Genomic DNA, 25,621 nt, shown 5'->3' on the forward strand with positions numbered 1-25,621 from the left:
AAGGGCTGGGCCGGAAGGGCTGGGCCGGAAGGGCTGGGCCGGAAGGGCTGGGCCGGAAGGGCTGGGCCGGAAGGGCTGGGCCGGAAGGGCTGGGCCGGAAGGGCTGGGCAGTGGATTGCTGATCTCGCGGGGGATGGCTTCCCAGCCCGCGCTGGGTTGTTGCCGACTTCCGACCGGCGATCCCGACTGGCGTTGTCGAGGCGGACGACGCTCGGCCCCAGCGCCCCAGCGCCCCAGCGCCCCAGCGCCCCAGCGCCCCAGCGCCCCAGCGCCCCATGAACGCCAGCCTGCGGCAACTCCCCTCGGCTCGCCGGGTCAGGTGTCCAGGTAGCGGGTCAGGGCCGCCGCGCCCGTGAGCATCGCGCGGGAGCGGGTGTTGAGGGTGTGTCTGCGGGTTGCCAGTGCTTCGGTGATCCTGGCCGGGTCGTGGGTGTCCTGGAGTTCGGCGAGCAGGCGGCGGATGTCGGGGATCGGGTGGCCCGCTTTGCGGAGTTGGGCGATGAGGTGGGCGTCGCGGACGTCGGTCGTCGTGTAGCGGCGGTGGCCCTGGGGGTCGCGGTCCGGGCGTAGGAGGCCGTGGTGTTCCCAGCGGCGGAGGGTTGCCGGGCGTAGGCGCAGGTGGTGGGACAGGGGGCCGATCGGGAGTGGGGGGCCGTCCCACGCGTGGACCGTGATGTCCCTCAGGCTCGTTTCCACCGTGTCGACGATCGCGCGCGCCTGGACCAGGCCCGCGTGGCTGCGGTCGATCAGGTCCAGGGCGTCGTCGGGCCTGCCGGTGTTGATGGCGACCATGATCGCGCTCGCCACGGCGTGGCCGTGGCCGGGGACCAGGGCCAGGAAGGCGTCCAGGGCCAGGGCGTGGCGCGGGGTGTACTGGCGGTAGCCCGAGTCGGAGCGGTCGGCGGGTGGGAGGAGGCCTGCTTCCTCGTAGTTGCGGACCGCCTGGGTGGACAGGCCGTGGCGTCGCGCCAGGTCTACCGGACGCATCAGGGTCACCCCGTTGTTGAAGGTTGGCCCGCGCCACAGGCGAGCAAGGCCGGAAGAAGTCTCAACCAAATGTTCAACGATACGGTTGAGCTGGTCAACCGACCACGGAAGGACCGGCCCATGACCATCCCCACCCCTCTGCTCAGCGGTGACCGCGAGGCGTTCGCCGACGCCTTCGCCGCCCGGATCGCGGCCCTGCCGCACCCGCCGAGGCTGCTCGGGTTCGGTGAGCCCACGCACGGCGAGGACGAGTTCGGCCGCCTGCGCAACGCCGTCTTCGCCGCCCTCGTGGACCGCGCGGGCTTCACGTCCATCGCGCTCGAGTCCAGCGTCTGGCACGGGCGGGTCGTCGACGCCTACGTCGGCGGCGCCGACGGCGACGAGGACGAGGTCATGGCCACGGGCTTCACCCACGACTTCGGCGCGTCGGCCGCCAACCGCGAGCTGGTGCGGTGGATGCGCGAGCGGAACCGGCACCGCGCGCCCGCCGACCGGCTGCGGTTCGCCGGGTTCGACGCCCCCACCGAGATGGCCGCCGCGCCCAGCCCGCGCGAGGCTCTCCGGGCGCTGCACGACTTCCTGCGCGAGCACGAGGTGGGCGATCTCCCGAAGTGGGACGACATCGACCGGCTGCTCGGCCCCGACGACCCGTGGGTCGAGCCCGCCGCGGCGCGGGAGCCCGCCCGGTCGATCGGCTCGCAGCCGCGGGTCCACGAACTGCGCGCGATCACCGACGACCTGCGCCGGATCCTCGCCTGCGAGGTCCCGCGCGACGACCTCGGCGAGGCCCCGCTCGCGGGCCGCACGGCGGCGGGCCTGCTCGCGTACCACTCGGCGATGGCCAAGGACACCGAGCACCGCTGGCAGCGCCTGTCCGCCCTCCGCGACGAGATGATGGCCGAGAACCTGCGGGCGATCGCCGAGCGCGGCCGGACGCTCGTGTTCGGCCACAACCTGCACCTGCGCACCGGGGTCGCCGAGATGCCGTTCGGCGAGACGGTCCGGACCACCCTGCACTGGAACCCCGCCGGGGCCCACGTCGCGGGCCCGGACTACCGCGTCGTCGCGACCGCGCTCGGCGAAGCCGTCCACCTGGACGTCCCGGCCCCGCCCGCGGACACCGTCGAAGGCGTCCTCCACGACGCCCTCCCGCCGGGCAACCACCTCTTCGAAGCGTCGGCGCTGCGGACCCTCCAGGAAGGACTGGCGGTGCGGAAGGCCCCCACCTACCGGTACTTCCCGATCGACGACACCCTGCTCGGCCAGGTCGACGAGGTCGTGTTCCTGCACACCATCACGTGAGGTCGCGCTGGAGCAGCACGGTGTCGAGGGTCTTGCCGTGCTTCACGCCCACGCCCCTCAGCCGTCCGGCGTGGACGAAGCCGCAGCGTTCGTGGAGGCGCTCGGACGCGGCGTTGCCGTTGTCGGCGATGACGGCGATGACCTGGTGGAAGCCCGCCGCGGCGCAGCGGTCGAGCAGGGCGGTGAGCAGCACCGTGCCGATGCCCCGGCCCGCGGCCGACGGGCTGAGGTAGACGGTGCTCTCGACCGTGTGGCGGTAGGCGGCCTTGGCCTTCCACGGCGAGCAGTACGCCATCCCGACGACCTCGTCCTCCAGCACGGCGACGAGGAACGGCAGACCCGTGGCCAGGCGGTCCTGCCACTCGGTCACGGAGGGGGCGGTCTCGGCGAACGTGACGGTGGTGTGCTCGACGTAGTCCGCGTAGATCGCGGCCACCGCCGCCAGGTCGTCCGGCCGAGCGTCGCGGATGACCGGACCGTCCCCGATTTCCTCTATAGTGCTCACAGTTCTACTATAGCGCCATGTTCGACCTGGCAGGACTGGCGAGGCGCGTGCACCGGCTCCGCGACGAGCGCGGGCTGACGCTCGCGGCGCTGGCCGACCGGTGCGCGGTGAGCGTGAGCATGTTGTCGGCGGTCGAACGCGCCGAGAAGGCGCCGACGGTGGTGGTGCTCGCGCGGATCGCGGACGGGCTGGGGGTGTCGCTGGTCGCCCTGCTGGAGGACGACGACGAGCGCCGACTGGTGGTGCGGCGGCGGGCCGAGCAGGACCGGTCGACCCACCCCGGCGGGTGGGAGAAGGCCGTGGTGTCGCCGGTGGTGGCCGGGGTCGGCTTCGAGCTGGTCCGGGTCGTCCTGCCCGCCGGGTGCGACGCGGGCGAGTTCCCCTCGTACGCCAGGGGATCGCACGAGTACGTCGTGGTCGAGGACGGCGTCCTGCGGCTCGCCGTGGACGGCCGGGTGGTCGACCTCGAAGCGGGCGACTCCGCCTACTTCGAGGCCGACCAGGTCCACGGGTTCGCCAACGGCGGCGACGAGCCGTGCGCCTACTACGTCGCCGCGCTGATCATGCGTCCGCGCGGCTGACGGTCACCCGAGCGGACCCTCGTACAGCACGTTCCCGCCTCGCCCGACCGCCTTCACGGTGATGTCCGGCAGGCCGGACACGCCCGGCAGGTTCACGGCGAACGCCCCGACGCCCAGTTCGGCCTCGGCGTGCGCGCCGCCGGGACCGGTGAACTCCAGCCGCGTCACGGCCTTCGGGTCCACGGCCCCCGCGAGCACCGTGAGGCCCGACTCGGGCGCGTCCGACACGAACCCCAGCGTGAACGGCAGCCCGGCGCGGCCCCGCGCGGTCGGCCAGTGGAAGTCGGCCAGGACGCCGTCGCGCAGCCCGCAGTAGGCCGTGTCGGAGTCCCGGTAGACCACCAGCACGCCCGCCGCGTCGGCCTTCCCGACCAGCAGGCTCGGCTGCCACCCGGTCGGGCCGTCGAACGAGGCCGGGGCCCCGCGGGGGAACGGTGGACCGTCGGTCAACCACAGGTCGAAGCACCGCGCGACCAGGTTGTCCGGGTGGGTCGGGTCGTTCATGCCGCTCGGCCACACGTCCTTCGCGACCGCCGGTTCCGGCGCGGGCACGTCGGCCTCCACCAGCGGCGCGGTCGTGGTCGTGTCCCCGGAGCGGAACGAGAGCACGTCGGCCGGGTAGACCGTCCTGAGCACGAACAGGCCGCCGGGCAGCAGGTCGGCGATCTTCGGCACGTCGCTGATGGAGGCCGGGTTCGACGCCACCGTCATCGCCTCGGTGCCCTGGGGAGCCCGGCCCACGACCACGCCGGTCGGCGACTTCCACAGCACCGCCGCGCCGGCGTCCCCGAGCGGCGTCGGCTCCACGCCCGCCTTCGACACGGACACCTTCGTGGAGGTGATCTCGCAGAACCGGCCGTCGCCGAGCAGGATCCGCCTGCCGGGCATGGTGACCGAGAGGGTCGACGCCATCCCGTCGCACTTGGCGACGTCCGAGTCGGCGGGCTTGCCGTAGGTCGTGGCCACCTTCGTCGGATCGGGCCGGGCGGGGGTGACCGCCGGGTCGCCCTCGCCGCCGCGCGTGAGGTAGACGACGCCACCCCCGGCGAGCAGCACCACGGCCGCCGCGGCCGCCGCGACGACCGGCCCCCGGCGACGGGCGGGAGCCTCGGCCAGCACCCGGCGGCGCATCCGCTCCCGCACGTCCGGCGGCAGCGCCCGGCGAGGAGGCAGGGGCAGTCCGGTGTCGTTCATCTCGTCTCCTCCACCGTGAGTCGCAGCTTGCTCCGGGCCCGCGAGATCCGGGAGCGGACGCTCGACTCGGCCAGTCCCAGCAGCACGGCCGCCTCGGCGACCGGCAGTTCCCCGATCAGCACCAGTTCCACGGCCTCGCGCTCCGACACCGGCAGCACCGCCACCGCCCGCAACACCGCCCGCAGCCGCCGGTCGCCGTCCAGGGACTCGGCCACGTGGTCCGCGTGGTCGTGGACGGCGTCGTCGACCGGCACCCGGCGCAGCAGCCGCCGGAACCGCGTCCTGCGCCGGAACTCGCCGTGCGCGAGGTTCCCGGCCACCTGGAAGAGCCACGGCAGCGCGCTGTCCCGCACCAGCGTGACCTCGTGCCGCCGTCGCCACGCCGTCAGGAACGTGCCGGACGTCAGGTCCTCCGCGGTCGCCCACGACGCCGTCAGCCGGTACGCGTGGTTCCACACCGCCTCGGCGTGCCGGTCGTACAGCTCGGCGAACGCCGCCTCGTCCCCCCGTGCCCACAGTTGGCCGTCGGTGCGCGCGATGGTCGTGTCAGGTCTGTCGACCAAGGTCGTCACCTCCGTGCTTCAGCCTCATGACCCGTACGTGTCCACGACCCCTCGGGGTGTTGCCTCCGGACCTACGACCAGGGGATGACCGGAGACCGCTACTCCAAGTGGACGCGCGCGCACGGCCCACCGGGAGATCGTGGCACCACCGACGAAGAGGAGCCCGCCATGGTCACCACCACGATCGCCACCCCGCACGTCCCCGCCGTCGTCGTCACGGCGGCCCGCGGCGTCGTCACCGCCGCCCGCTTCCTGGGCCACTTCCTGCTCGCGCTGCTCGGCGTCGTGCTCCTCGGGACCGGCCTCGACCACTGAGCCGCGAGGACTCTCCTAGACTGGCCGTCCGCCCAGTGCTAGGAGAGTGCGTGACCGTCCAACCCATCCGGCTGTTCGGCGACCCGGTGCTGCGCACGGCTGCCGCCGAGGTCACCGACTTCGACGCCGAGCTGCGCATCCTGGTCAAGGACCTGTGGGACACGATGAGCGAGGCGGGCGGCGCCGGTCTGGCCGCGCCCCAGCTGGGTGTGGGCCTGCGGGTGTTCACCTACCACGTCGACGGCTTCGCCGGACACCTGGTCAACCCCACGTGGACCGTCGTCGGCGACGAGTTCCAGGACGGCCCCGAGGGCTGCCTGTCCATCCCCGAGCTGCGCTGGGACTGCCGCCGCCACCTGAACGTCGTGGCCAAGGGCTGGAACATGCACGGCGAGCCCGTCGAGGTCGAGGGCACGAACACCCTCGCCCGTTGCATCCAGCACGAGACCGACCACCTGGACGGCGTGCTGTTCCTGGACCGGCTCGACGCCGAGACCCGCAAGCAGGCGATGCGCGAGATCCGCCAGGCCGAGTGGTTCGACGGAGGGGTCCCGATCCTCAAGCAGAGCCCGCACCCGCTGTTCGGGGGGCACTAGCCGTGCGCCTGGTCTTCGCGGGCACGCCCGAACCGGCGCTGCCGTCCCTCAAGGCCTTCATCGAGTCGTCGCGCCACGAGGTCGTCGCGGTGGTCACCCGCCCGGACGCCCCGGCGGGCCGCGGCCGCCACCTCGAACGCTCGCCCGTCGGCGCGCTGGCCGACGAGCACGGCATCGAGGTGCTCACGCCCGCCAAGGCGAGCGACCCCGACTTCCAGGCCCGGCTGCGCGAGCTCGCGCCGGACGCGTGCCCCGTGGTCGCCTACGGCGCGCTGCTGCCGCAGTCCGCGCTGGACATCCCGGTCCACGGCTGGGTGAACCTGCATTTCTCGCTGCTGCCCGCCTGGCGCGGCGCGGCCCCGGTGCAGGCGTCGGTGCGCAACGGCGACGACGTCGTCGGCGCGTCCACGTTCCGCATCGTCAAGCCGCTCGACGCGGGTCCGGTGTTCGGCACGATCACCGAGGAGGCCCGCCCGCGCGACACCGCCGGTGAGCTGCTGGCCCGGTTCGCCGAGCGCGGCGCGGGGCTGCTGCTGGCCACCATCGACGGCATCGAGGACGGCACGCTGCGCGCGGTCGAGCAGCCCGCCGAGGGCGTCAGCTACGCGCCCAAGATCACCGTCGAGGACGCGCGGCTGGACTTCACCGCGCCCGCCGTCGCGGTCGACCGGCTGGCGCGCGCCGTGACGCCCGATCCGGGGGCGTGGGCCGAGTTCCGCGGCGAACGGCTCAAGCTGGGGCCGGTCACGCCCGTCTCCGCCGACAACGATCAGGCACCGCTGGAGAAGTTGGCGCCGGGAGAACTCCTGGTGCGGCGCAAGCAGGTGCTCGTCGGCACCGCGACCACCCCGGTGGCGCTGGGCGACGTGCAGGCACCGGGCAAGAAGCGAATGGCCGCGACCGACTGGGCGCGCGGCGTCCGGGTCGAGGCAGGGGAGCGGATCTCATGAACGGCAATTCCTCCTCCCGACCCTCTCGGCCCTCACGGCCGCGCAAGCCCGCGCCGCCGCGTCGGCGCGTGGGCCCGGAGCGTCCTCCCGTCGAGGACCCGGCACGGCTCGCCGCGCTCGACACGCTGCGCGCCGTGCGCCAGCGCGACGCGTACGCGAACCTCGTGCTGCCCAAGCTGCTGCGCGAGCGGCGGATCACCGGCCGCGACGCGGCGCTGGCGACCGAACTCGCGTACGGCTCGGCGCGCGCCCAAGGGCTGCTGGACGCGGTGATCGGCGCGTGCTCCGACCGCCCGCTGTCCGATGTGGACGGCCTGCTGCTGGACGCGCTGCGGCTGGGCGCGTACCAGTTGCTGCGCACCAGGATCCCGGCGCACGCCGCCGTGGCGTCCACTGTGGACCTCGTTCGCGCCGGGCAGGGCTCCGGCGCGGCCGGGTTCGTGAACGCCGTGCTGCGCCGGATCACCGAGCAGGACGAGGCGTCCTGGGTCGACGAGCTGGCGCCGGACCCGGACACCGACCCGATCGGCCACGTCGCGCTGGCCAACGCGCACCCGCGGTGGATCGCGCAAGCGTTCGCGGAGGCGCTGGGCAGCCGGGACGAGCCGTTGCGCGACGCGCTCGCGGCCGACGACACCCGTCCCGAGGTGCACCTCGCCGCCCGGCCGGGCGAGGTGAGCGCGGAGGAGCTGGCCGCCATGACCGGCGGCGAGGTCGCCCCGTACTCGCCGTACGGCGTGCACCTGGAGTCCGGTTCCGGAGACCCCGGCGACCTCGACCCGCTGCGCGAGCACCTGGCCGTCGTGCAGGACGAGGGCAGCCAGCTGTGCGCGATCGCCCTGACCAACGTGCCGGTCGAGGGCTCGGACGAGCGCTGGCTCGACCTGTGCGCGGGCCCCGGCGGCAAGGCCGTGATGCTGGGCGCGCTGGCCGCGTTGAACGGCGGCACGCTGGACGCCGTCGAGCTGGCCCCGCACCGCGCGGAACTGGTCCGCAAGGCCACCAAGGGCCTGCCGATCACCGTCCACGTCGGCGACGCCCGCGAGACGGACCTGCCCGAGGGCGGCTTCGACCGCGTACTCGTCGACGCCCCGTGCACCGGTCTGGGCGCGCTGCGCCGTCGGCCGGAGGCGCGGTGGCGGCGGCAGCCGTCCGACGTGGCCCCGCTGACCCGGTTGCAGCGCGAGCTGCTGACCAAGGCGCTGAAGCTGGTCCGGCCGGGCGGGGTCGTGGCGTACGTCGTGTGCTCGCCGCACCTGTCCGAGACGGTCGGCATCGTCGCGGACGTGGCCCGGCGGACCGGCGCGGAGCGGTTGGACACCAAGGAGTTCTTCCCCGGCGTGCCGAACCTGACCGACCCGCACAACGTCCAGCTGTGGCCGCACCTGCACGGTACCGACGCGATGTTCTGCGCACTGCTGCGGCGGCCCGCCGAGTGAGTCGAGTGCTCGGCCTGGTCACGTCGGGCGCGGGCGGGGTCGAGCGGTGGTTCCGCACCGGCCTCGCCGCGCCCGCGGCCGACCGCGGCTGGCGGCTGGCCGTCACCCTCACGCCGACGGCCGCCCGCTGGCTCGACGAGGCCGGTGAGCTGGACCCGCTGGCGGCGTTGACGGACCTGCCGGTGCGCTGGACGTCCCGGCTGCCCAGCGAACCCAAGCCGCACCCGCCGCCGGACTGCTTCGTGTTCGCGCCCGCCACGGCGAACTCCGTGGTGAAGCTGGCGCTCGGCATCTCGGACAACCAGGCCCTCACGGTGCTGTGCGAGGCGCTCGGTCTGCCGGACGTCCCGGTGATCGTCCAGCCGCAGTCGAACGAGGCGCAGCGGCGGCACCCGGCGTGGGCGGGGCACCTGGCGACGCTGCGATCGGCCGGGGTGCTGATCGTGCCCGAGGGCGGCCCGGAGCCGGTGCTGGCCGCGCTCGACCGAGCCTGATGATCTTGCCCCGATCGGTTCCGGCCGAAGTGGACCTGCTCTGACCGGCGCGTTCGGCCATTAGAAGTATTCGTTCCAGCCGAATTGACACGCGCCCGACGGGCGATGCAGGCTGCACCGTGTCGATGGTCTCAGGGCGTGCGCGCGAGTGGGATTCGGTGCGCCGTTTCATCCAGGCCGCCGATACCCGTGCCGGTGGCGTGCTCATCATCGACGGCCCGCCCGTGTCCGGGAAGACGCTGCTCCTGCACGAGGCCGTGCGACTCGCCCGTGAGCACGGGCTTCCCGTGGTCCACGTCGCCGCGACCACCGGTGACCTGCTCGGCGGGTCCACCGACGCGGACGCCGCCCTCGTCGCCGACCACCCGCTGCTGCTCGCCGTCGACCACGCCCACCTCGACCCGGCGGGCGTCCTCGCGCTGCTGCCGCGGCTGCGCGACCGGCCGCTGTCCGTGCTGATGGCGATGAACGGCACCGCCGCCGGACCCGAGGTCCACCGGGCCGTCGCGGCGCTCGCCGAGGTCGTCGTCGTGGGCCCGGTGGACGACACCGTGGTCGACGGGATCGCCCACCGGCTGCTCGGCGCGACCCCGCACGCCGACCTGCGCGCGCTGATCGCGGGCGCGGGCGGCAACCCGCGGCTGATCACCGAGCTGATCGAGGGCCTGCGCGAGGAGGGGCAGCTGGAGTTCCGCGGCGGTGTCGCGCACGTGCGCGGCGGCTGGCTGCCGCAACGGGTCGCGGCGCTCGTCCGCGACCGGGTCGACGTGCTGTCGGCGAAGGCCACCCAACTGCTGCGGGTCGCGGCCGTCGTCGGGCGCTCGTTCCTGCTGCACGACGTGGCCACGATGATGAGCGAGACCACCGCGTCCCTGCTGCTGGCCGTCGACGAGGTCCTCCAGTCCGGCCTGCTGGTGCCCGTGCACGACCGGCTGGAGTTCCCCAGCGACCTGGTGCGGCGCGCGGTCGTGGAGTCCATCCCGCGCTCGATCCTGCACGCGCTGCGCCACGACGTCGCCGTGCTGCGCCCGCCGTTCACCGTCGAGCCGACCGCGCACGCGCCGCTGCCCGGTGACGCGGGGTCCGACGTCGTGCAGGGCGTGCGCACGCTGGCCGCGGGCGGACGGCTCGGCTCCGCCATCGCGCTGGCGCGGGAGACGCTGGCGCAGCGCGTGTCCCCGACCGTCGCGGCGGAACTGCACTGCGTGCTGGCGGGCATCCTGCTCGCCGACGGCCGACCCGGCGACGCCGTCATCGAGACCGACCACGCGTTGACGATCCCGTCGCTCATCGGCCCGCTGCGCGGGTTGGCGAGCGCGGGACGGTTGCTGTCGCTGTACTTCGCGACCGGCAGCCGGGTCCGCGAGCACGCGCTGTCGCTGCTGACGATCCGCGACCGCGACCCCAGCGACGCGGACGCGGTGATGGCGGCGACCGTGCACTCGTGCCTGGAGTGGAACGCGGGCAACCTCGCGGAGGGCGTCTACTGGGGCCGCGAGTCGGTGAAGTGGCAGCCGACCGGGCCGTCGGCGTGGTGGTTCTCGCACACGCCGGTCGCGTACGCGTTGAAACTGGCGGCGCTGGGCGATTTCGAGGACGCCGAGGAGCTGGTCGCGGGCGACGGCCCGGACACCGACGACGCCGTGACGAGCGGGGCGCGGGCGGCGCGCTTGATCGCGCGGTCGCGGGTGCTGGTGCAGGCCGGGCGGTTGACCGAGGCGCACGCTTCGGCGCGGGCAGGCTTGGCGATGGCGCACGACCGCGGGTTGCGGTTGTTGGTGCCGTTGGCGTCGACGGTGCTGGGGACCGTGGCGATCCACCGCGGCGAGTACGAGGTGGCGGCCGAGCACGTGCGGCGGTACCGGGGTGACCTCGCGGGCGGGGAAGCGGTGCTGCACTCCGGGCAGTACGACTGGGTGGAGCTGCTGCTGGCGTTCGCCCAAGGCGGTCCGGCGCGGGCGGCGGAGCTGGCGCGGGAACGGGTGGCGGACCAGAACTCGTTGCGGCGGATGCTGATCGAGGAGCCGGGGGCCGCGCCCTGGTTGGTGCGGTTGGCTTTGACGGTGGGGGACAGCCGGTTGGCCACGGCGGTGTTGGTGGCTGCCGATGATCTGGCGGCCAACAATCCGGGGTACGGGTCGGTGTCGGTGTCGGCGGCACACGCGCGGGCGTTGGTGGATCGGGACGTGGACGCGTTGCTGGTCGCGGCTGGGCGGCATCGGCATCCGTGGGCGAAGGGGTGTGCGAACGCGGATCTGGTGGCGTTGTACGGGGAGCGAGGGGAGGACGGGGAGACCCATTTGGCCGTGGCGCGGCGGATTTTCGAGCGGATGGGGGCCGAGGCCGAGGTCGCGCGGTTGGTGGCTCGGAGTGGGGTTGTGGAGGACGCCGGTGGGGCGGTGGGGGAGTGGGAGCGGTTGTCCGAGCCCGAGCAGGACATCGCGATGCTGGTGGGGGCTGGGTTGACGAACCGGCAGGTGGCTAAGCAGTTGTTCCTGTCGCCTCATACGGTGAACTACCACCTGCGGGGGATCTTTCGGAAGTTGGGGATCAACTCGCGGGTGGAGTTGGCGCGGATGGCACACGAGCAGGCACCTTCGCGGTCGTGATCGCTAGCCTGCTGTCTGCGGCTTCCAGCCGGGCTGGTCAGCGGCTACGGCTCCCAGCGTGCTGTGTCCGATTTGATTTGGGGCCCCTAGATTTGCCCCTTGATCGGGCCAAAAGGCAGTGCCCCAAAGCCCTGCCCGATCTCCAATTTTAAGGGGCAAATCCCCCAAATAAAATCGGACACGAACCAACCAGCCAGGCCCAGCAGGCAGACAATCGGCCATCAAGCAGGCTGCCGCAGGCAACCCTGCGCCGTCGACGAGCAGTAGGCCTGCCGCAGGCAACTCTGCACCGTCAACCCCTGTATGCCTGCCGCAGGCAGCCCTGCGCCGTTGACGGCTGGCAGGCCTGCCGTAGGCAACCCTGCACCTTCCGCCCCTGTATGCCTGCCGCAGGCAACCCTGCGCCGTCGACGGTCGGCAGGCCTGCCGCAGGCAACCCTGCGTTTCACTCCGGATCTCGGCTGTCGACCCCTGCATCGCCGCAGCTCAAACGGCTCATCGACCGTTTTTGTCGGTCCCCCCGAGTAGCGTTCGTTTCGGGGGGCCTTCACGTCCGGGGGACCCTCGTTTATGCCTGAGCACCCCCAGTGCTCAGGCACCCACCGCCGGCGGATTCGGCGGGAGGTCTCAGGCGCCTACGGCTGTGCCGTCGGCGTGGTGGGTCAGGGCTGACAGGACCGCTGTCACGACTGTGGTGGCGTGGGCGTCCGGGTCGGCTACCGAGCGGAGCACCGGGGTTTCCGGGCGGGTCGGGGCGATCACCGTGCAGTGGACTCCGTGGCGGGCCACTTCGCCCGCCAGGCCGTGGGCGTAGGCGGTCGCCGCTGCTTTCGACGCCGTGTAGGCGGCTGTGCCCGGCTGGTGGGTGGGGACGGTGGGGGCGATGGTGATGATCGCGCCCGCTCCCCTTGCCACCATGCGGGTCGCCGCCGCCCGTGACAGGTGGAAGACGGCGTGGGCGTTGATGGCGAAGCTCTGGGTCCAGTCGTCGTCGGTGAGGCCTATCGCCGTGCCCGTTCTGAGGAGGTCGGCGGCGTTCACGACGATGTCGATCGGGCCCACCTCGCGTTCCACCTGGTCGACCAGGGACTCGACGGCGGGGCCGGAGGAGATGTCGACCTGCCTGCCCGCGACCCGCACGCCGGAGTGCTGGAGGCGTTCCACGAGGTCGCAGAGGCCGCGGCCGTCGCGGTCGACCGCGGTCACCACCGCGCCCCGTGTCGCCAGCGCGGCGACGATCTCGGCGCCAACGGCGCCGCAGGCGCCCGTTACGACGGCGGTTTTGCGGTCGAACTCCCGGTTCGTCACAGCCACTCCCAGATAAGGCCCCCGTACCCGACGGTATGCGTCTCGTCACGCTGGTGGAACTACCTGCGTGAGTAGTGCGGTCGTGACAAAAAACCCGCAGGTCACGGCATTGCGGACGATGTTTCCGCACAAACGAGTAGTCCGGGCCCGCGCGGGGAACCGGCGGTACCTAGACTCCTGTTCCGTGGTCCACCAGCCGATGATCGCCCCGAGCATCCTGTCCGCCGACTTCGCCAACCTCGCCCACGAGGCCGCCGCCGTCGCCGGTGCGGACTGGCTGCACGTCGACGTGATGGACGCCCACTTCGTGCCGAACCTGACCCTCGGGCTGCCTGTGGTGAAGTCCCTGCTCAAGGCGACCGACATCCCGTTGGACTGCCACCTCATGATCGACGACCCGGACCGCTGGGCGATCGGCTACGCCGAGGCGGGCGCGCACAACGTGACCGTGCACGTCGAGGCCGCCGCGGACCCGGTCCAGTTGGCCAAGAACCTGCGCGCGGCGGGGGCGAAGGCGGGCCTGTCGCTCAAGCCGGGCACGCCGATCGAGCCGTACGTCGAGGTCCTCAAGCACTACGACACGCTGCTCGTCATGTCCGTCGAACCCGGTTTCGGCGGCCAGTCGTTCATGGTCGACGTGCTGGACAAGGTGCGCACCGCGCGGCGGCTGGTCGACACGGGCCACCTCACGCTGGTCGTCGAGATCGACGGCGGCATCAACGACGACACCATCGCCGCCGCCGCGGAGGCCGGTGTCGACTGCTTCGTCGCGGGCTCGGCGGTCTACGACGCCGAGGACCCCGGCCGCGCCGTGGAGGCGCTGCGGGCGCTGGCCGCCGCGAGCACCGCGCGCTCGTGAAGCTCGAGGAGGCGATGGCGCTCGCGATCGAGCGCAGCGAAGCGGTCCGCGGCACCACGAGCCCCAACCCCCCTGTCGGCGCGGTGATCCTGGACGCCGAGGGCGAGGTCGTCGGCGTCGGCGCGACGCAGCCCCCCGGCGGTCCGCACGCGGAGGTCATGGCGCTCGCCCAGGCCGGTGAACGGGCGCGCGGCGGCACGGCCGTCGTGACGCTGGAGCCGTGCTCGCACCAGGGCCGCACGCCGCCGTGCACGGGCGCGCTGCTCAAGGCGGGCATCGTCCGCGTCCGCTACGCGGTGTCGGACCCGAACCCCAAGGCGTCCGGCGGCGAGGCGGTGCTGCGGGAAGCGGGCGTCGATGCCGAGGGCGGGCTGCTGGCGACCGAGGTCGAACGCGGACCGCTGCGCGCGTGGCTGCACTTCGCCCGCACCGGCCGCCCGCACGTCACGTGGAAGTACGCCTCCTCCGTGGACGGCCGCGTGGCCGCCGCGGACGGCACGAGCCGCTGGATCAGCTCCGAGGAGTCGCGGGCCGAGGTGCACGTCCTCCGCACCCGGATCGACGCGATCATGGTCGGCACGGGGACCGTGCGCGCCGACGACCCCCGGTTGACGGCGCGGGGAATCCCCACGGACCGCCAGCCGTTGCGGGTGGTGGTGGGTTCGGGTGATCTGCCGCCGAACGCGCGCGTGCTCGACGACGAGGCCGAGACCGCGCACCTGCGCACCCGCGACCCCGACGAGGTGCTCGCCGAGCTGGCGGCGCGCGGGGTGGTGGACGTGCTGCTCGAAGGCGGGCCGACGCTGGTCGGGGCCTTCGTCGCGGCCGGGCGGGTCGACCGGGTCCTGCTGTACGTGGCGCCGAAGCTGTTGGGCGCCGGGCCGATGGCGCTGGGGGACGCCGGGGTGGCGACCGTCACCGACGCTGTCGGGTTGGTGTTCGAAGAGGTCAGTATGTGCGGGCCGGACGTGCGGATCTCCGCCGTTCCGGCGGTGGAGAACGGCTGAGGAGGAACGGTGTTCACCGGGATCGTCGAAGAACTGGGCCAGATCGTCGAAGTGGCGGATCTGCCCGACGCGGCACGTCTGACCGTGTCCGGTCCGCTGGTGACCAGTGACGCCAAGCACGGCGACTCGATCGCGGTCAACGGCGTGTGCCTCACCGTCGTGGACGTCGTCGACGGTGCTTTCACCGCCGACGTGATGCGCGAGTCGCTGCTGCGGAGCAGCCTCGCGAAGGTCGCCTCGGGCGACCGCGTCAACCTGGAGCGCGCGGCCGCGGTCGGCCAGCGGCTGGGCGGGCACATCGTGCAGGGCCACGTGGACGGCACCGGCACGGTGCTGGCGCGCGAGCACACCGAGCACTGGGACATCGTCCACATCGGACTGCCGCCGTCGCTGGCGCGGTACGTCGTGGAGAAGGGGTCCATCACGGTCGACGGCATCTCGCTGACCGTCGTGACCGTCACGGACGACGAGTTCACCGTGAGCCTCATCCCGACCACGCTGGAGCTGACGACGCTCGGCAGGCGGCAGCCGGGCGACCTCGTCAACCTGGAGGTCGACGTGCTGGCGAAGTACGTGGAGCGCCTCACGCTGCCGCACCTGCGCCACACTGGACCCGTGGACGACGCCGAAGGGGAGGTGACCCGCTCATGAGGGACTTCTCCGACATCGAGCAGGCGATCAAGGACATCGCGGACGGCAAGGCCGTCGTGGTGGTCGACGACGAGGACCGGGAGAACGAGGGCGACCTCGTGTTCGCGGCCGAGATGGCCACGCCCGAGCTGGTCGCGTTCGTCATGACCGAGTGCCGCGGCCTGCTGTGCACGCCGATGGAGCCCGAGGCGCTGGACCGCCTGGAGATCGGCCAGATGGTCTCCCACAACACCGAGCGCATGGGCACCGCGTTCACCGTGTCCGTCGACGCGCGCGAGGGCGTCACGACCGGCATCTCGGCCTCCGACCGGGCGCTGACGATCCGCACCCTGGCCGACCCGGCGACGACCGCGTTCGACGTGGTCCGCCCCGGCCACGTCTTCCCGCTGCGCGCCAGGGAGGGCGGCGTGCTGCGCCGTCCCGGCCACACCGAGGCCGCCGTCGACCTGGCCCGCCTCGCGGGCCTGCACCCGGCGGGCGCGATCTGCGAGATCGCCAACGCCGACGGCACCATGGCCCGGATGCCGGACCTGAAGGTGTTCGCGGAGAAGCACGGGCTGACGCTCATCTCGATCGTCGACCTCGTCGCCTACCGCCGCAGCCACGAGACCCAGGTCGTCCGGGTCGCCGAGGCCCGCATCCCGACCGCGCACGGCACGTTCACCGCCGTCGGCTACGACAGCCTGCTCGACGGCATCGAGCACGTGGCGCTCGTCAACGGCGAGATCGGCGACGGCGAGGACGTGCTGGTCCGGGTGCACTCCGAGTGCCTGACCGGCGACATCTTCGGCTCGCTGCGCTGCGACTGCGGCCCGCAGCTCGACGCGGCGCTGGAGGCCGTCGCCGCGCAGGGCCGGGGCGTCGTGCTCTACATGCGCGGCCACGAGGGCCGCGGCATCGGCCTGATGCACAAGCTGCAGGCGTACCAGCTGCAGGACCAGGGCGCCGACACGGTCGACGCGAACCTCCAGCAGGGCTTGCCCGCCGACGCCCGCGACTACGGCACCGGCGCGCAGATCCTCGCGGACCTGGGCATCAAGTCCATGCGGCTGCTGACGAACAACCCGGCCAAGCGGGTCGGCCTGGAGGGCTACGGTCTGCGCGTGATCGACCGCGTGCCGCTGCCCATCTCGCCGAACCCGGAGAACCTGCGGTACCTGCGCACCAAGCGCGACCGCATGGGCCACGAGCTGCACCAGCTGGAGCAGTACGAGGCGAACCGGGCCGACGGGGCCGTGGTCAGCGCGGACGGTGCCGAATGACACTTCTTCCAGGGGGTAGGGCATGAGCGGCGAGGGCCGTCCCGACATCGAGGTGCCGCGGAGCGAGGGCCTGAAGCTCGCGATCGTGGCCACGCGGTGGCACGCGAGGATCACCGACAACCTCTTGGCGCGGGCGCTCGAGGCCGCCGCCAAGGCCGGCGTCGAGGAGCCCACGGTCGTCCGCGTCGCGGGCGCTGTCGAGCTGCCCGTCGTCGTGCAGGCGTTGGCCCGCAGCCACGACGCCGTGGTCGCGCTGGGCGTGGTCATCCGCGGCGGCACCCCGCACTTCGAATACGTGTGCGACGCCGTGACGGCCGGGTTGACCCGCGTGGCCCTGGACGAATCGACTCCCGTCGGCAACGGTGTGCTGACCTGCGACACCGAGGAGCAGGCGCTCGCCCGTGCCGGCTTCCCGGACTCGGTCGAGGACAAGGGCGTCGAGGCGACGTCGGCGGCGCTCGACACCGCGTTGGTGTTGCGCGGACTGGGACGGGGTGGGGAGTGAGCGCGGCCGTGGCGAAGCGGGTGGAGTTCCGGCCCAAGCGCATCCGCCGGGTGACGCTCGTGTGCGCGATCGGGCTCGTCGCCGTGTTCACCGCGGTCGGCCTGCTGCTCGGCGACACCCCGACCGGGGTGATCTTCCGGGTGTCCGACCAGATCGCGATGGTGTGCCTGGGCGTGCTGCTCGCGGGCGGCGTGCTGCTGCTCGGCAGGCCGCGCGTGCGGGCCGACGAGGAGGGGATCGAGGTGCGGAACGTCGTCACGGCGAACCGCTACTCGTGGCAGGACGTTCTGCACGTGAGCTTCCCTGACGGGGCTTCGTGGGCGAGGCTGGAGCTGCCCGACGACGAGTACGTCTCGGTCATGGCCGTCCAGGCCGTCGACCGCGAGCACGCGGTCGCCGCGGTACGGGCGCTGCGGGAGTTGCACAAGGCCGCCACAGCATTGTGAGGGTTGTGAGCTGGAGGTGTTCGAACGGTTGAGGGGTCGGCGGGGCGTGCGTAGGGACTCTGCGGTGCAGGTTGAGCCTGCGGTGCAGCAGCAGGTAGTGGTGGAACAGGTGGCACCGGTGGAGCAGCAGCAGGAAGTACGACGCCCCGAACCCGAGCAGGTGGAGCCCGCGCCCGCGGCCAACGCCTCCGTGGTCTTCGCGGGCGCCACACTCGTGGTGGGGCCGCCGGAGGGCGCGAGCCAGGCCGCGCTGACACTCGCGCGCTCCCTGCCCGCCGACCGCGGCCGCACCGTGGTGGTCATCGACTTCCCGCCGGGTGGCGAGAGCACGTTCTGGCAGTCCGCGGCGAACGCCCTGCGCGGTCGTGGCGGCATCCGGCTCGCGGTGTCGTTCGCGGGCAGCATGCGGCCCACCGCTCCGGCGCAGTGGCTCGCGGCGCAGCTCCAGGCCGAGGTCATCGCCCCCGACGGCGCCCTCACGACCGTTCCCGGCGCGGCCTTCGTCACCGGCTCGACCGGCTACGGCAGTTGGCTGCGGTTCCTCCCCGGTGCGTCCCCGACGCCGTTCGGCCGCCGGTTCCCGGTGCCCGCGTGGGAGGCCATGGACCCGAACTCGGCGTGGCCGACCGGCGACGTCGGCATCGCCGAGCCCATCCCCGCGGGCCTGTGGCTGCGCGCGCAGAGCGTGCCGTTCGACCCGAACTCGCAGGACGCGCGCGCCATCGTGGCGCTGCCGTGCCGCGAGAACGTGCTGACGATCGTGATCGGCGGTCCCGGCCAGCCGTCGATCCCGACCGAGGAGATCTGCAAGCTGCTCAACGCCCTGTCGTCCGCGGCGCGCAGCCGCGTGCGGCTGGTGCAGTACGACATCGAGGCGGGCGCCGAGCAGGCGCAGGACGTGGCCGAGCAGCTCGGCGAGCCGATCAACTTCTACACCGGCCTGCCCGTGTCGAACCTGCGCGAGGGCGGCGGGGCCGTCGTGGTCGCGGTCGACCGGCGCGGCAAGCCGACGTGGCACCCGTTCGTCACCGAGATGCGCTGCATCCCGCGCGTGCTCAAGGACGAGAACGAGGTCTCCGGCTACCGCAACCCCGTGCCGGGGCTGGCCGAGCTGTCGCCCGGCGTGTTCGGGCTCGGCGACGGCGTGGTGCTGGAGGTCGTGGCGTCCGGGCTGTGGGTCCGCGAGGCCACCGCCGCCGGTGGGGCCGACGTGCGCGCGCTGCCGGTCGACCCGGAGTGGGCGCGGCTCACCGTGGGCACGCCCGGTCGGGCGACGCCCGGCGCGGTCGCCGTCGCGGGCGCGGCACTGGTGGAACGCCTCGAACCCGAGGTGCGCAAGCTGCTGCGGCTGGTGTTCTGCGACGCCACCGAGACCGACATCCCGTGGCCCACGGCCGTCGAGGAGGAGCGCACCAAGCCGACGCCGGTGTTCTCCGAGCCGGAGGAGGCCCCCCGGCCCGCGGCGCACGCGCTGGCCCCCGAGCCCGCGACCGTCGTGACGAGCGCGCTCAACCCGGAGCCGCCTACCGTCGTGACCGTCCGACCGACTCCCCCCGAACCCCCGAAGCCGGTGCACGTCCAGCCGCCGGTGGAGGTGCCGGTCCAGGTCACCGCCACCGCGTCGGTCGAGGAGTCGGGCGGGCGGCACGAGGACGTCGACGACACCGAGATCCCGCTGCGCATCGAGGGCCCGGTGCCGACCCCGCCGTCGCCCGCGTGGGAGCCGAAGAACTCCAAGTGGGGCGAGGAGCTCCACAACGAGCGCGAGACCGTCTCCGCCGACCACCGCACCACGGACCTGGAACGCGACGCCGTCCGCCGGATCCTCGGCGAGCGCTACCCGTCGTACGCGACCGCCGTCGGCAGGCTGCTCGCCCAGCGCTCCGGCCCGCTCGTCGACACCGTGCCGGTCGAGACCCTCGTGACCGAGCTGGCGGCGCTGTCGGCGTTCGTCGGCCAGGACGAGGAGATGATCGTCGAGACCCTGCGCAAGGGGTCCCTCGGCAGGCTCCGTCCCTACGTGGCGGCCATCGTCGCGGGCCTGCGGAGGCTGCCGCTGCACCAGGGCATCACGACGTGCTGGAGCCTCGCGCCGACCAACGCGGCCAACCGCTACCGCACCGGCGACGTGCTGGTGGAGCACGGCGTCCTCAACACGCACGCCAACCCGCAGGAGTCGTTCGACGGCGGCGTGGAGTACCTGGTCTGGTCGCTCAGCGGCCGCCGCGTGGAGGTCGTGGACCGCCGCGCCGGCGTCGTGAACGAACGCGTCCTGTTCGCGCCCGCCACGGCGTTCAAGGTGCTCGCCGTGTCCGAGTCGGACGGCTCCGCGCCGACCCAGGTGCTGCTCCAGGAGGTCGCGGACTCGCGCACCGAACGCCAACTCGCCCAGATGCGACCGGGCGTCCTGACCCAGCTCGAACGGGCCGCCGTCGCACTCCGGTCGCTGTCCAACGCGTGATCACGACCGGACCGCCGTCCCCGGAGGACCGCGAGGAGTGGGAGTCCCTGTTCCGCGCGCACACCTCCTACGGCCGCACCTCGCGACCGGTCGTGGGACGAGTTCCAGGCCGCCGAGCGCCTGTTCGCGCGGTGAACGAGGGCTTCATCCAGTACCGACCGCCGCTCTGACGCGGGATTGGGCCAGCGCGACCCCGACGAGCACGACCACCATGCCCGCCACGATCCGCGCGCCCAGCTCCTCGCCCAGCACGGCCGCGCCCAGCGCCACCGACACGACCGGCAGCAGGTAGCCGACCGTCGCGGCGCTGGTCGCGCCCTCGTCCGCGATGATCCGGAAGTTCAGGAAGAACGTCATCCCGGTCCCGCACACCCCGAGGACGACGACGGCCACCACGGCCGTCACCGTGGGACCGGGATCCGGTCCGCCGAGCGGAAGGGCCAGCGCGCTCAAGCCCGTGGCGGCCAGCATCTGCGCGGCCGAGATCGCCATCGGCCCGCTCCGCCCGACCAGGTGCCGCCCCATGTAGGCGAACGCGACCGCGTAGCTCGCCGCGGCCCCCAGGATCGCCACCGCGCCCCAACTCACGAGCCCCGCGGTCCGCCACGGTGCGAAGATCAGCAGCACCCCGGCGAACCCGACCAGCAGCCCAGCCACGCGGATCGGACGCAGGCCGTCCTTGGCGCCGATCAGCAGCGCCCACAGGGGAGTGGTCGCGTTCAGCACGCCCGCCACCCCGGAGTCCACGGTCTGCTCGCCGATCGCGAAGAGGGCGAACGGCAGCGCGTTGCAGAAGAACGCCGCGACCACCAGGTGCCGCCACGTCGTCCGGTCGCGCGGAAACCGCTGTCCGCGCGCCAACGCGAGCAGGACGAGCGCGCCCAGGGCGCAGCGGATCACCGTCAGGTGCACGGGGGAGAAGCCGGTGAGGGACAGCTTGATCCACAGGAAGCCCGACCCCCAGAGCAGGGCCAGCACCACCATTCGGATCCAGGAAGCGGTGGACATGGGGATGACGGTGCCGGGCCGAACGCTTCAGCACAACTGAAGGTTTGTCGATGATCTTTAAGACTTGCTAATGGTTTTCCAGGTGATCAGGACGCCGTCGACCACTGCCGCCAACTCGCCGTCGCGTTGCCTTGTGGGCACGAATCCGGGAACGCTGCCGGTGTGGTCCCCGGTGGCCGGGTCCCAGATCTCCACGCCCTCCTCGGTGACGGAGTAGAGGCGGCGGTCGTCGGCGAAGAACGTGCCGCGCGGCCCGGCGAACGCGGTGACCTCGTTGCCGCTCACGGCGTCGAAGACCCGGACGCCGTCGAGCATGATCTCGTCGTCCGGGCCGATGCCGGACAGGGCGAGCAGGTCGTCGCCGACCCAGCACATGCCCTTGCCCCAGTAGTACCAGCGCTGGCACAGGAGCTTGGTGTCGGACAGGTCGCGCAGGTCCCAGACCGCGGGCCTGCCCACCGGCGACCAGACCCAGCCGTCGGCGGCGATCCAGCGGCCGGTAGGTGACACCGCGAGCCTGCCGTGGAAGATCTGCTCGCTCGGCTGGGTCGTCCCGTGCGGCTCGCCGGTCGCCGGGTCCACCCAGGCCACCTCGCTCCACGACGTGGCGTGGCAGAGGACCTGACGGCCGTCCAGAGCGGCGAACGCGATCGGGTAGCGCGTGGTGTTGTTGTGGTACTTGTGCCGGTGGAACTCCACCGTGACCTCGCCGGTCTCCAGGTCCACCGCCGCACCCGTGTTGCCGTGGTCGTGCGCGACCACGGCGAACCGGCCGTCGGGGGAGACGTGCAGCGCCGCCCCGACCGTGCCCCAAGACGACTTCGTGGCCTCCTCGGCGGCCAACGGGACGTCGATCGCCTGCCCCTTGGAGCCGTCGGTCGGGTCGAAGGGGACCAGGCGGTAGGGGGAGTCGAGCAGCAGGAGCCAGCGGCCGTCGGGCAGCGGAGCGAAGTCGATCGGGGACAGGCCGAGCGGTGTGCGGCGCACAGCGGTGTCGACCGGCTCCGGGCGTCGTCGGATCTCGGGTTCCCCGCGCCACGCGGTGAGTTCGAAGAGACCGATGGTCACGCGCTCGACGCAGCCCTCGCACACGGTCTGCAATTCCGCCGGGGGATCGCACTCGCCGCAGCAGACGTCGTACTCGACGCCGACCCCGGTGAGCAGCGCGACGAACGGCTTGTCCTCCGTGCCGACGAGGTTCGGGCACATCCGGATCGGGCTCGGCAGGGCGACGTGGCCGCAGGCGTTGATCTCCACGGTGTCAGTCTGCTGGACCGGCCGCCCTGGTCAACCGGGTTCCGAGCGTCCGCAGGTGGTCGCGCAGTTCGGGCGGGTCGAGGACGTCGAAGTCGAAGCCCATCACGGCGAGGTGGATCGCGAGCACGTCCAGGCGTTCGGCTCCCGTGGTCATCAGGCACGTGTGGTCGTCGATCGCCTCCAGGGTGACCGACGTCGGCGAGGTCTGCTCCTGCACCACGGCCAGCGGCGCGTGCATGACCAGCCGGGCCTGGTGCCGGTACACGATGCTGGTCACCTGCCGCGAGATGTACACGGCGAGGTCCTCGTGCGGTGGTTCGCGCGGGGTGAAGCGGGCCGCGAGCGCGGGCTCGCCGTCGATGCGGTCGAGGCGGAACGTCCGCCAGTCGGCGCGGTCGAGGTCCCACGCCACGAGGTACCAGCGGCGTCCCGTGTGGACCATGCCGTGCGGCTCGACGTGGCGCGGCGTCGGCTCGGCGTCGCGGGCCTGGTACCGGAAGCGGAGGGCCTGGCGGTCGCGGCTCGCGCCCGCGATGGTCGTCAACGTCTCCGCGTCGACCGTCGGCCCGAACGGGGCCAGCGTGGCCGTGTGCGCGGTCAACGCGCTGACCCGCCGCCGCAGCCGTGACGGCAGCACCTGCTCCAGCTTCGTCAACGCCCGCACCGAGGTCTCCTCGATCCCGGCGACCGTGCCGTTGGCGGCGGTCCGCAGCCCCACCGCGACCGCCACGGCCTCGTCGTCGTCCAGCAGCAGCGGCGGCAGCTCCGCGCCCGCGCCCAGCTGGTAGCCGCCGGTCACCCCGGACGTGGCGTTGACCGGGTACCCGAGGCTGCGCAGCTTGTCCACGTCGCGCCGCACCGTGCGCACGTCCACCCCGAGACGGCCCGCGAGGTCCGCCCCGGTCCAGTCCCGCCGCACCTGCAGCAGCGACAGCAGTCGCAGCAGTCGAGCCGAGGTCTCCAGCATGGGACCGAGTCTTCCACCGATAGCGGACACCTGTTGTCCGCGATGGTCGCGCTTGACCTCGGCCCGCCCGCTAATTACCGTCCAGTCGGTCGGTAAAGCTCGCGGGAGAGGCGACCACGTGTCCACCGAACGACGAGGCGCGACTCCCGCGCCTGCCGACCTGACCGCCGTCGAACGACTCGGCGTGGACGAACTGCGGGCGGTGCAGCTCGAACGACTCCAGTGGACACTGCGCCACGCCTACGCGAACGTCCCGTTCTACCAGGCCAAGTTCGACGCCGCGGGCGTCCATCCCGACGACTGCCGGGACCTGGCGGACCTCGCCAAGTTCCCCGTCACCACCAAGCACGACCTGCGCGACAACTACCCGTTCGGCATGTTCGCCGTCCCGCAGGCGGACGTCCGCCGCATCCACGCCTCCAGCGGCACCACCGGCAAGCCCACCGTGGTCGGCTACACCGAACGCGACATCGACACGTGGGCCACCGTCATGGCGAGGTCGATCTACGCGGCGGGCGGACGGCCGGGCCACAAGATCCACGTCGCCTACGGCTACGGCCTGTTCACCGGCGGGCTGGGCGCGCACTACGGCGTGGAGAAGCTGGGGGCGACGGTCATCCCGGCCTCCGGTGGCATGACCGCGCGCCAGGTGCAGATCATCACCGACTTCCGGCCCGAGGTCATCATGGTCACCCCGTCGTACATGCTCACGCTGCTGGACGAGTTCGAGCGCCAGGGCATCGACCCCCGCACCAGCTCGTTGCGGACGGGCATCTTCGGCGCGGAGCCGTGGACCGAGCAGATGCGCCTGGAGATCGAGGAACGCGCGGACCTGGACGCCGTCGACATCTACGGCCTGTCCGAGGTCATGGGCCCCGGCGTGGCGCAGGAGTGCGTGGAGACCAAGGACGGCCTGCACGTGTGGGAGGACCACTTCCTCCCCGAGGTGGTCGACCCCGACACGGCGGAACCGCGGCCGGACGGCGAGGAGGGCGAACTCCTGTTCACCTCGCTGACCAAGGAGGCGCTGCCGATCATCCGCTACCGCACCCGCGACCTCACGCGGCTGCTGCCGGGCACGGCTCGCCCGGCGTTCCGCCGCATGGAGAAGGTCACCGGCCGCACGGACGACATGATCATCCTCCGGGGCGTGAACGTGTTCCCCACCCAGATCGAGGAGATCGTCCTCCGGGTCGCCGGGGTGGCGCCGCACTTCCAGATCCTGTTGACCCGCAAGGAACGCCTGGACAACCTCACCGTCCTGATCGAAGCCCGCCCCGCCACCACCCCGGACGGCCGCTCCTCGGCGGCCGCCGAGATCCGCGCCAGGGTCAAGGACGGCGTCGGCGTGACGGTCGACGTGGACGTCGTCGACCCGGACACCCTGGAACGCTCGGCGGGCAAGATGCGCCGGGTGATCGACCAGCGCGGGTAGCGGTCAGAACGCCGGGACGTCGCTCGTGGACGCGTTGCCCGCCGGGGTGGCCTGGAGGTCGATGCTCCAGTCCGAGTCGCCGGTGAACAGGTCGTCGAACTTCTGGTACGAGCAGTCCCTGGTGAACCCGTTGCGCCCGGCGTCCCAGTCCGTGCCGGACTTGAAGTACACCTCGTAGTCGCCGGAGATGCCGCCGACCGACGTGGACGAGCTGCCCTGCACGTACACCATGAGCTGCGGGTTCGACGGATCGCCCGACACCACGGACACCGCGACGTCACCGGCCGAGCCGTTGGTGATGTCCAACGTCCCCGGCCCCTGTCCGCCGTTGCGCAGCACGACCTGGCCGTTGTCCGCGCGGCGCTCCTCCAGCACCTCGGCGGGCGCGGGCGGCGGCACGAACGACCCGACCTGGAACCCGGCCGCGGTCAACGGCGTGAGGTAGACCTGACCGAGGTCCCGCAACTGCTGGTCGACCGCCTTCTTGGCGTCCGGCAACGCGGGCACGGTGATACCGCAGCTGTTCGGCACCTCAGCCGCCAGCGACACACCCCGCACCCCGGTCGACGCGACGACCAGCCCCGACGTCATGCTCGTGTGCGCGGCCGCGACGACCGTCGGCGGCACCAACGCCCGCAACGCGGTCGTCTGCTTGTCCAGCACCACGACCAACTCCTGCTGCGCGGTCCCGAAATCCGCGTTCGACCCCGCCGCATGAGCCTTGTCCAACCCCACCCGCACGGCCTCGTCGAACTTCGTCAACGCGGCCTGGTAGTCGGCGGACGCGAGCGGTGAAGGAGAACTGGACGTGGTGGCGGTCGTGGCGACAACCGGATCAGCACCACCGGAACACCCGGCGACCACCACCAGCCCGACCGCGACACCGGCGACAACCCGCACTAAGAACGACGTCTCCACCA

The 25,621-nt window shown here is 72.6% G+C and carries 26 protein-coding genes; 17 read left to right on the top strand and 9 right to left on the bottom strand.

Going from position 1 to position 25,621, the window contains the following annotated elements; translation table 11 throughout:
• Nucleotides 1-315: 315 nt before the first annotated feature.
• Nucleotides 316-987 (bottom strand): MerR family transcriptional regulator, encoded by a 672-nt coding sequence (locus ACFWW9_RS23990; protein ID WP_390381925.1) that lies wholly within the window; start codon nt 985-987, stop codon nt 316-318.
• A gap of 120 nt (nt 988-1,107) precedes the next feature.
• Here ACFWW9_RS23990 and ACFWW9_RS23995 point away from each other — a divergent pair, with 120 nt between their 5' ends.
• Nucleotides 1,108-2,289 (top strand): erythromycin esterase family protein, encoded by a 1,182-nt coding sequence (locus ACFWW9_RS23995; RefSeq protein WP_390381928.1) that lies wholly within the window; start codon nt 1,108-1,110, stop codon nt 2,287-2,289.
• Here the strand turns inward: ACFWW9_RS23995 and ACFWW9_RS24000 are convergent.
• Nucleotides 2,282-2,794, bottom strand: coding sequence for a GNAT family N-acetyltransferase (locus tag ACFWW9_RS24000; protein WP_390381931.1), 513 nt, complete (start codon nt 2,792-2,794; stop codon nt 2,282-2,284). The two genes, ACFWW9_RS23995 and ACFWW9_RS24000, sit on opposite strands and share 8 nt — an antisense overlap.
• Before the next feature lie 17 nt (nt 2,795-2,811).
• On the opposite strand from ACFWW9_RS24000, the gene ACFWW9_RS24005 reads away from it, so the two are divergent.
• Nucleotides 2,812-3,375, top strand: coding sequence for a helix-turn-helix domain-containing protein (locus tag ACFWW9_RS24005; protein ID WP_390381934.1), 564 nt, complete (start codon nt 2,812-2,814; stop codon nt 3,373-3,375).
• A gap of 3 nt (nt 3,376-3,378) precedes the next feature.
• On the opposite strand, the gene ACFWW9_RS24010 is transcribed toward ACFWW9_RS24005, so the two are convergent.
• Both ACFWW9_RS24010 and ACFWW9_RS24015 read right to left on the bottom strand, forming a co-directional pair.
• Nucleotides 3,379-4,569 (bottom strand): hypothetical protein, encoded by a 1,191-nt coding sequence (locus ACFWW9_RS24010; RefSeq protein WP_390381937.1) that lies wholly within the window; start codon nt 4,567-4,569, stop codon nt 3,379-3,381.
• Nucleotides 4,566-5,132 (bottom strand): RNA polymerase sigma factor, encoded by a 567-nt coding sequence (locus tag ACFWW9_RS24015; protein ID WP_390381940.1) that lies wholly within the window; start codon nt 5,130-5,132, stop codon nt 4,566-4,568. The genes ACFWW9_RS24010 and ACFWW9_RS24015 overlap by 4 nt, the downstream gene beginning before the upstream one ends.
• Before the next feature lie 84 nt (nt 5,133-5,216).
• On the opposite strand from ACFWW9_RS24015, the gene ACFWW9_RS24020 reads away from it, so the two are divergent.
• The 6 genes from ACFWW9_RS24020 to ACFWW9_RS24045 all read left to right on the top strand — a co-directional run bounded on the left by ACFWW9_RS24020 (nt 5,217) and on the right by ACFWW9_RS24045 (nt 11,535).
• Nucleotides 5,217-5,447 (top strand): hypothetical protein, encoded by a 231-nt coding sequence (locus ACFWW9_RS24020; RefSeq protein WP_390381943.1) that lies wholly within the window; start codon nt 5,217-5,219, stop codon nt 5,445-5,447.
• 50 nt (nt 5,448-5,497) lie between these two features.
• Nucleotides 5,498-6,043 (top strand): peptide deformylase, encoded by a 546-nt coding sequence (gene def / locus ACFWW9_RS24025; protein ID WP_390381946.1) that lies wholly within the window; start codon nt 5,498-5,500, stop codon nt 6,041-6,043.
• A 2-nt stretch (nt 6,044-6,045) separates the two neighbouring features.
• The gene (gene fmt / locus ACFWW9_RS24030; protein ID WP_390381949.1) at nt 6,046-6,993 is read left to right on the top strand and encodes a methionyl-tRNA formyltransferase; all 948 of its coding nucleotides are present in this window, start codon (nt 6,046-6,048) and stop codon (nt 6,991-6,993) included.
• A complete protein-coding gene (locus ACFWW9_RS24035; RefSeq protein WP_390381952.1) occupies nt 6,990-8,432 on the top strand; it encodes an RsmB/NOP family class I SAM-dependent RNA methyltransferase in 1,443 nt (480 codons plus the stop codon). Before fmt ends, ACFWW9_RS24035 begins: the two co-directional genes overlap by 4 nt.
• Nucleotides 8,429-8,926 carry a flavoprotein gene (locus tag ACFWW9_RS24040; protein WP_390381955.1) on the top strand — a complete coding sequence of 166 codons (498 nt, stop codon included), beginning with the start codon at nt 8,429-8,431 and terminating at the stop codon, nt 8,924-8,926. Before ACFWW9_RS24035 ends, ACFWW9_RS24040 begins: the two co-directional genes overlap by 4 nt.
• A gap of 158 nt (nt 8,927-9,084) precedes the next feature.
• Nucleotides 9,085-11,535 (top strand): LuxR C-terminal-related transcriptional regulator, encoded by a 2,451-nt coding sequence (locus ACFWW9_RS24045; RefSeq protein WP_390381958.1) that lies wholly within the window; start codon nt 9,085-9,087, stop codon nt 11,533-11,535.
• 627 nt (nt 11,536-12,162) lie between these two features.
• On the opposite strand, the gene ACFWW9_RS24050 is transcribed toward ACFWW9_RS24045, so the two are convergent.
• The gene (locus tag ACFWW9_RS24050) at nt 12,163-12,843 is read right to left on the bottom strand and encodes an SDR family NAD(P)-dependent oxidoreductase (RefSeq protein ID WP_390381961.1); all 681 of its coding nucleotides are present in this window, start codon (nt 12,841-12,843) and stop codon (nt 12,163-12,165) included.
• Between the two features lie 199 nt (nt 12,844-13,042).
• Here ACFWW9_RS24050 and rpe point away from each other — a divergent pair, with 199 nt between their 5' ends.
• The 8 genes from rpe (at nt 13,043) to ACFWW9_RS24090 (ending at nt 20,204) form a co-directional block, all read left to right on the top strand.
• Complete coding sequence (gene rpe, locus ACFWW9_RS24055) at nt 13,043-13,702, top strand: ribulose-phosphate 3-epimerase (RefSeq protein WP_390382017.1); 660 nt, start codon at nt 13,043-13,045, stop codon at nt 13,700-13,702.
• 14 nt (nt 13,703-13,716) lie between these two features.
• Nucleotides 13,717-14,709 (top strand): bifunctional diaminohydroxyphosphoribosylaminopyrimidine deaminase/5-amino-6-(5-phosphoribosylamino)uracil reductase RibD, encoded by a 993-nt coding sequence (gene ribD / locus ACFWW9_RS24060; protein ID WP_390382020.1) that lies wholly within the window; start codon nt 13,717-13,719, stop codon nt 14,707-14,709.
• A 9-nt stretch (nt 14,710-14,718) separates the two neighbouring features.
• Nucleotides 14,719-15,360 (top strand): riboflavin synthase, encoded by a 642-nt coding sequence (locus ACFWW9_RS24065; protein WP_390381964.1) that lies wholly within the window; start codon nt 14,719-14,721, stop codon nt 15,358-15,360.
• Complete coding sequence (locus ACFWW9_RS24070; protein ID WP_390381967.1) at nt 15,357-16,622, top strand: bifunctional 3,4-dihydroxy-2-butanone-4-phosphate synthase/GTP cyclohydrolase II; 1,266 nt, start codon at nt 15,357-15,359, stop codon at nt 16,620-16,622. The genes ACFWW9_RS24065 and ACFWW9_RS24070 overlap by 4 nt, the downstream gene beginning before the upstream one ends.
• A gap of 22 nt (nt 16,623-16,644) precedes the next feature.
• Nucleotides 16,645-17,127, top strand: coding sequence for a 6,7-dimethyl-8-ribityllumazine synthase (gene ribH, locus ACFWW9_RS24075; protein WP_390381970.1), 483 nt, complete (start codon nt 16,645-16,647; stop codon nt 17,125-17,127).
• Complete coding sequence (locus tag ACFWW9_RS24080) at nt 17,124-17,573, top strand: PH domain-containing protein (RefSeq protein ID WP_390381972.1); 450 nt, start codon at nt 17,124-17,126, stop codon at nt 17,571-17,573. Before ribH ends, ACFWW9_RS24080 begins: the two co-directional genes overlap by 4 nt.
• Before the next feature lie 64 nt (nt 17,574-17,637).
• Nucleotides 17,638-20,034, top strand: coding sequence for a hypothetical protein (locus ACFWW9_RS24085; RefSeq protein ID WP_390381975.1), 2,397 nt, complete (start codon nt 17,638-17,640; stop codon nt 20,032-20,034).
• Complete coding sequence (locus tag ACFWW9_RS24090) at nt 20,031-20,204, top strand: hypothetical protein (protein WP_390381978.1); 174 nt, start codon at nt 20,031-20,033, stop codon at nt 20,202-20,204. The genes ACFWW9_RS24085 and ACFWW9_RS24090 overlap by 4 nt, the downstream gene beginning before the upstream one ends.
• Here ACFWW9_RS24090 and ACFWW9_RS24095 read toward each other — a convergent pair.
• From ACFWW9_RS24095 to ACFWW9_RS24105, 3 genes are read right to left on the bottom strand one after another with little or no spacing between them, the layout of a single operon-like run.
• Nucleotides 20,179-21,042: a DMT family transporter gene (locus ACFWW9_RS24095; RefSeq protein WP_390381981.1), complete on the bottom strand. Its 864-nt coding sequence runs from the start codon at nt 21,040-21,042 to the stop codon at nt 20,179-20,181. The two genes, ACFWW9_RS24090 and ACFWW9_RS24095, sit on opposite strands and share 26 nt — an antisense overlap.
• Before the next feature lie 57 nt (nt 21,043-21,099).
• Complete coding sequence (locus tag ACFWW9_RS24100; RefSeq protein ID WP_390381984.1) at nt 21,100-22,299, bottom strand: hypothetical protein; 1,200 nt, start codon at nt 22,297-22,299, stop codon at nt 21,100-21,102.
• 4 nt (nt 22,300-22,303) lie between these two features.
• The gene (locus tag ACFWW9_RS24105) at nt 22,304-23,266 is read right to left on the bottom strand and encodes a helix-turn-helix transcriptional regulator (RefSeq protein WP_390381987.1); all 963 of its coding nucleotides are present in this window, start codon (nt 23,264-23,266) and stop codon (nt 22,304-22,306) included.
• Nucleotides 23,267-23,384: 118 nt separating this feature from the next.
• On the opposite strand from ACFWW9_RS24105, the gene paaK reads away from it, so the two are divergent.
• Nucleotides 23,385-24,701, top strand: coding sequence for a phenylacetate--CoA ligase PaaK (gene paaK, locus ACFWW9_RS24110; RefSeq protein ID WP_390381990.1), 1,317 nt, complete (start codon nt 23,385-23,387; stop codon nt 24,699-24,701).
• 3 nt (nt 24,702-24,704) lie between these two features.
• Here paaK and ACFWW9_RS24115 read toward each other — a convergent pair whose 3' ends face one another.
• Nucleotides 24,705-25,619: a hypothetical protein gene (locus ACFWW9_RS24115; RefSeq protein ID WP_390381993.1), complete on the bottom strand. Its 915-nt coding sequence runs from the start codon at nt 25,617-25,619 to the stop codon at nt 24,705-24,707.
• Nucleotides 25,620-25,621: the final 2 nt, after the last annotated feature.

This window comes from Umezawaea sp. NPDC059074 (assembly GCF_042738955.1).
Classification (GTDB): Bacteria; Actinomycetota; Actinomycetes; order Mycobacteriales; family Pseudonocardiaceae; genus Umezawaea.

Bases quoted from the DNA above. Each gene is read 5' to 3' on its own strand.
- ACFWW9_RS24095 (WP_390381981.1), bottom strand. From the start codon at position 21,042: ATGTCCACCGCTTCCTGGATCCGAATGGTGGTGCTGGCCCTGCTCTGG.
- ACFWW9_RS24035 (WP_390381952.1), top strand. From the start codon at position 6,990: ATGAACGGCAATTCCTCCTCCCGACCCTCTCGGCCCTCACGGCCGCGC.
- ACFWW9_RS24070 (WP_390381967.1), top strand. From the start codon at position 15,357: ATGAGGGACTTCTCCGACATCGAGCAGGCGATCAAGGACATCGCGGAC.
- ACFWW9_RS23995 (WP_390381928.1), top strand. From the start codon at position 1,108: ATGACCATCCCCACCCCTCTGCTCAGCGGTGACCGCGAGGCGTTCGCC.
- rpe (WP_390382017.1), top strand. From the start codon at position 13,043: ATGATCGCCCCGAGCATCCTGTCCGCCGACTTCGCCAACCTCGCCCAC.
- ACFWW9_RS23990 (WP_390381925.1), bottom strand. From the start codon at position 987: ATGCGTCCGGTAGACCTGGCGCGACGCCACGGCCTGTCCACCCAGGCG.
- ACFWW9_RS24020 (WP_390381943.1), top strand. From the start codon at position 5,217: ATGACCGGAGACCGCTACTCCAAGTGGACGCGCGCGCACGGCCCACCG.
- ribD (WP_390382020.1), top strand. From the start codon at position 13,717: ATGGCGCTCGCGATCGAGCGCAGCGAAGCGGTCCGCGGCACCACGAGC.
- ACFWW9_RS24105 (WP_390381987.1), bottom strand. From the start codon at position 23,266: ATGCTGGAGACCTCGGCTCGACTGCTGCGACTGCTGTCGCTGCTGCAG.
- ACFWW9_RS24010 (WP_390381937.1), bottom strand. From the start codon at position 4,569: ATGAACGACACCGGACTGCCCCTGCCTCCTCGCCGGGCGCTGCCGCCG.
- ACFWW9_RS24005 (WP_390381934.1), top strand. From the start codon at position 2,812: ATGTTCGACCTGGCAGGACTGGCGAGGCGCGTGCACCGGCTCCGCGAC.
- ribH (WP_390381970.1), top strand. From the start codon at position 16,645: ATGAGCGGCGAGGGCCGTCCCGACATCGAGGTGCCGCGGAGCGAGGGC.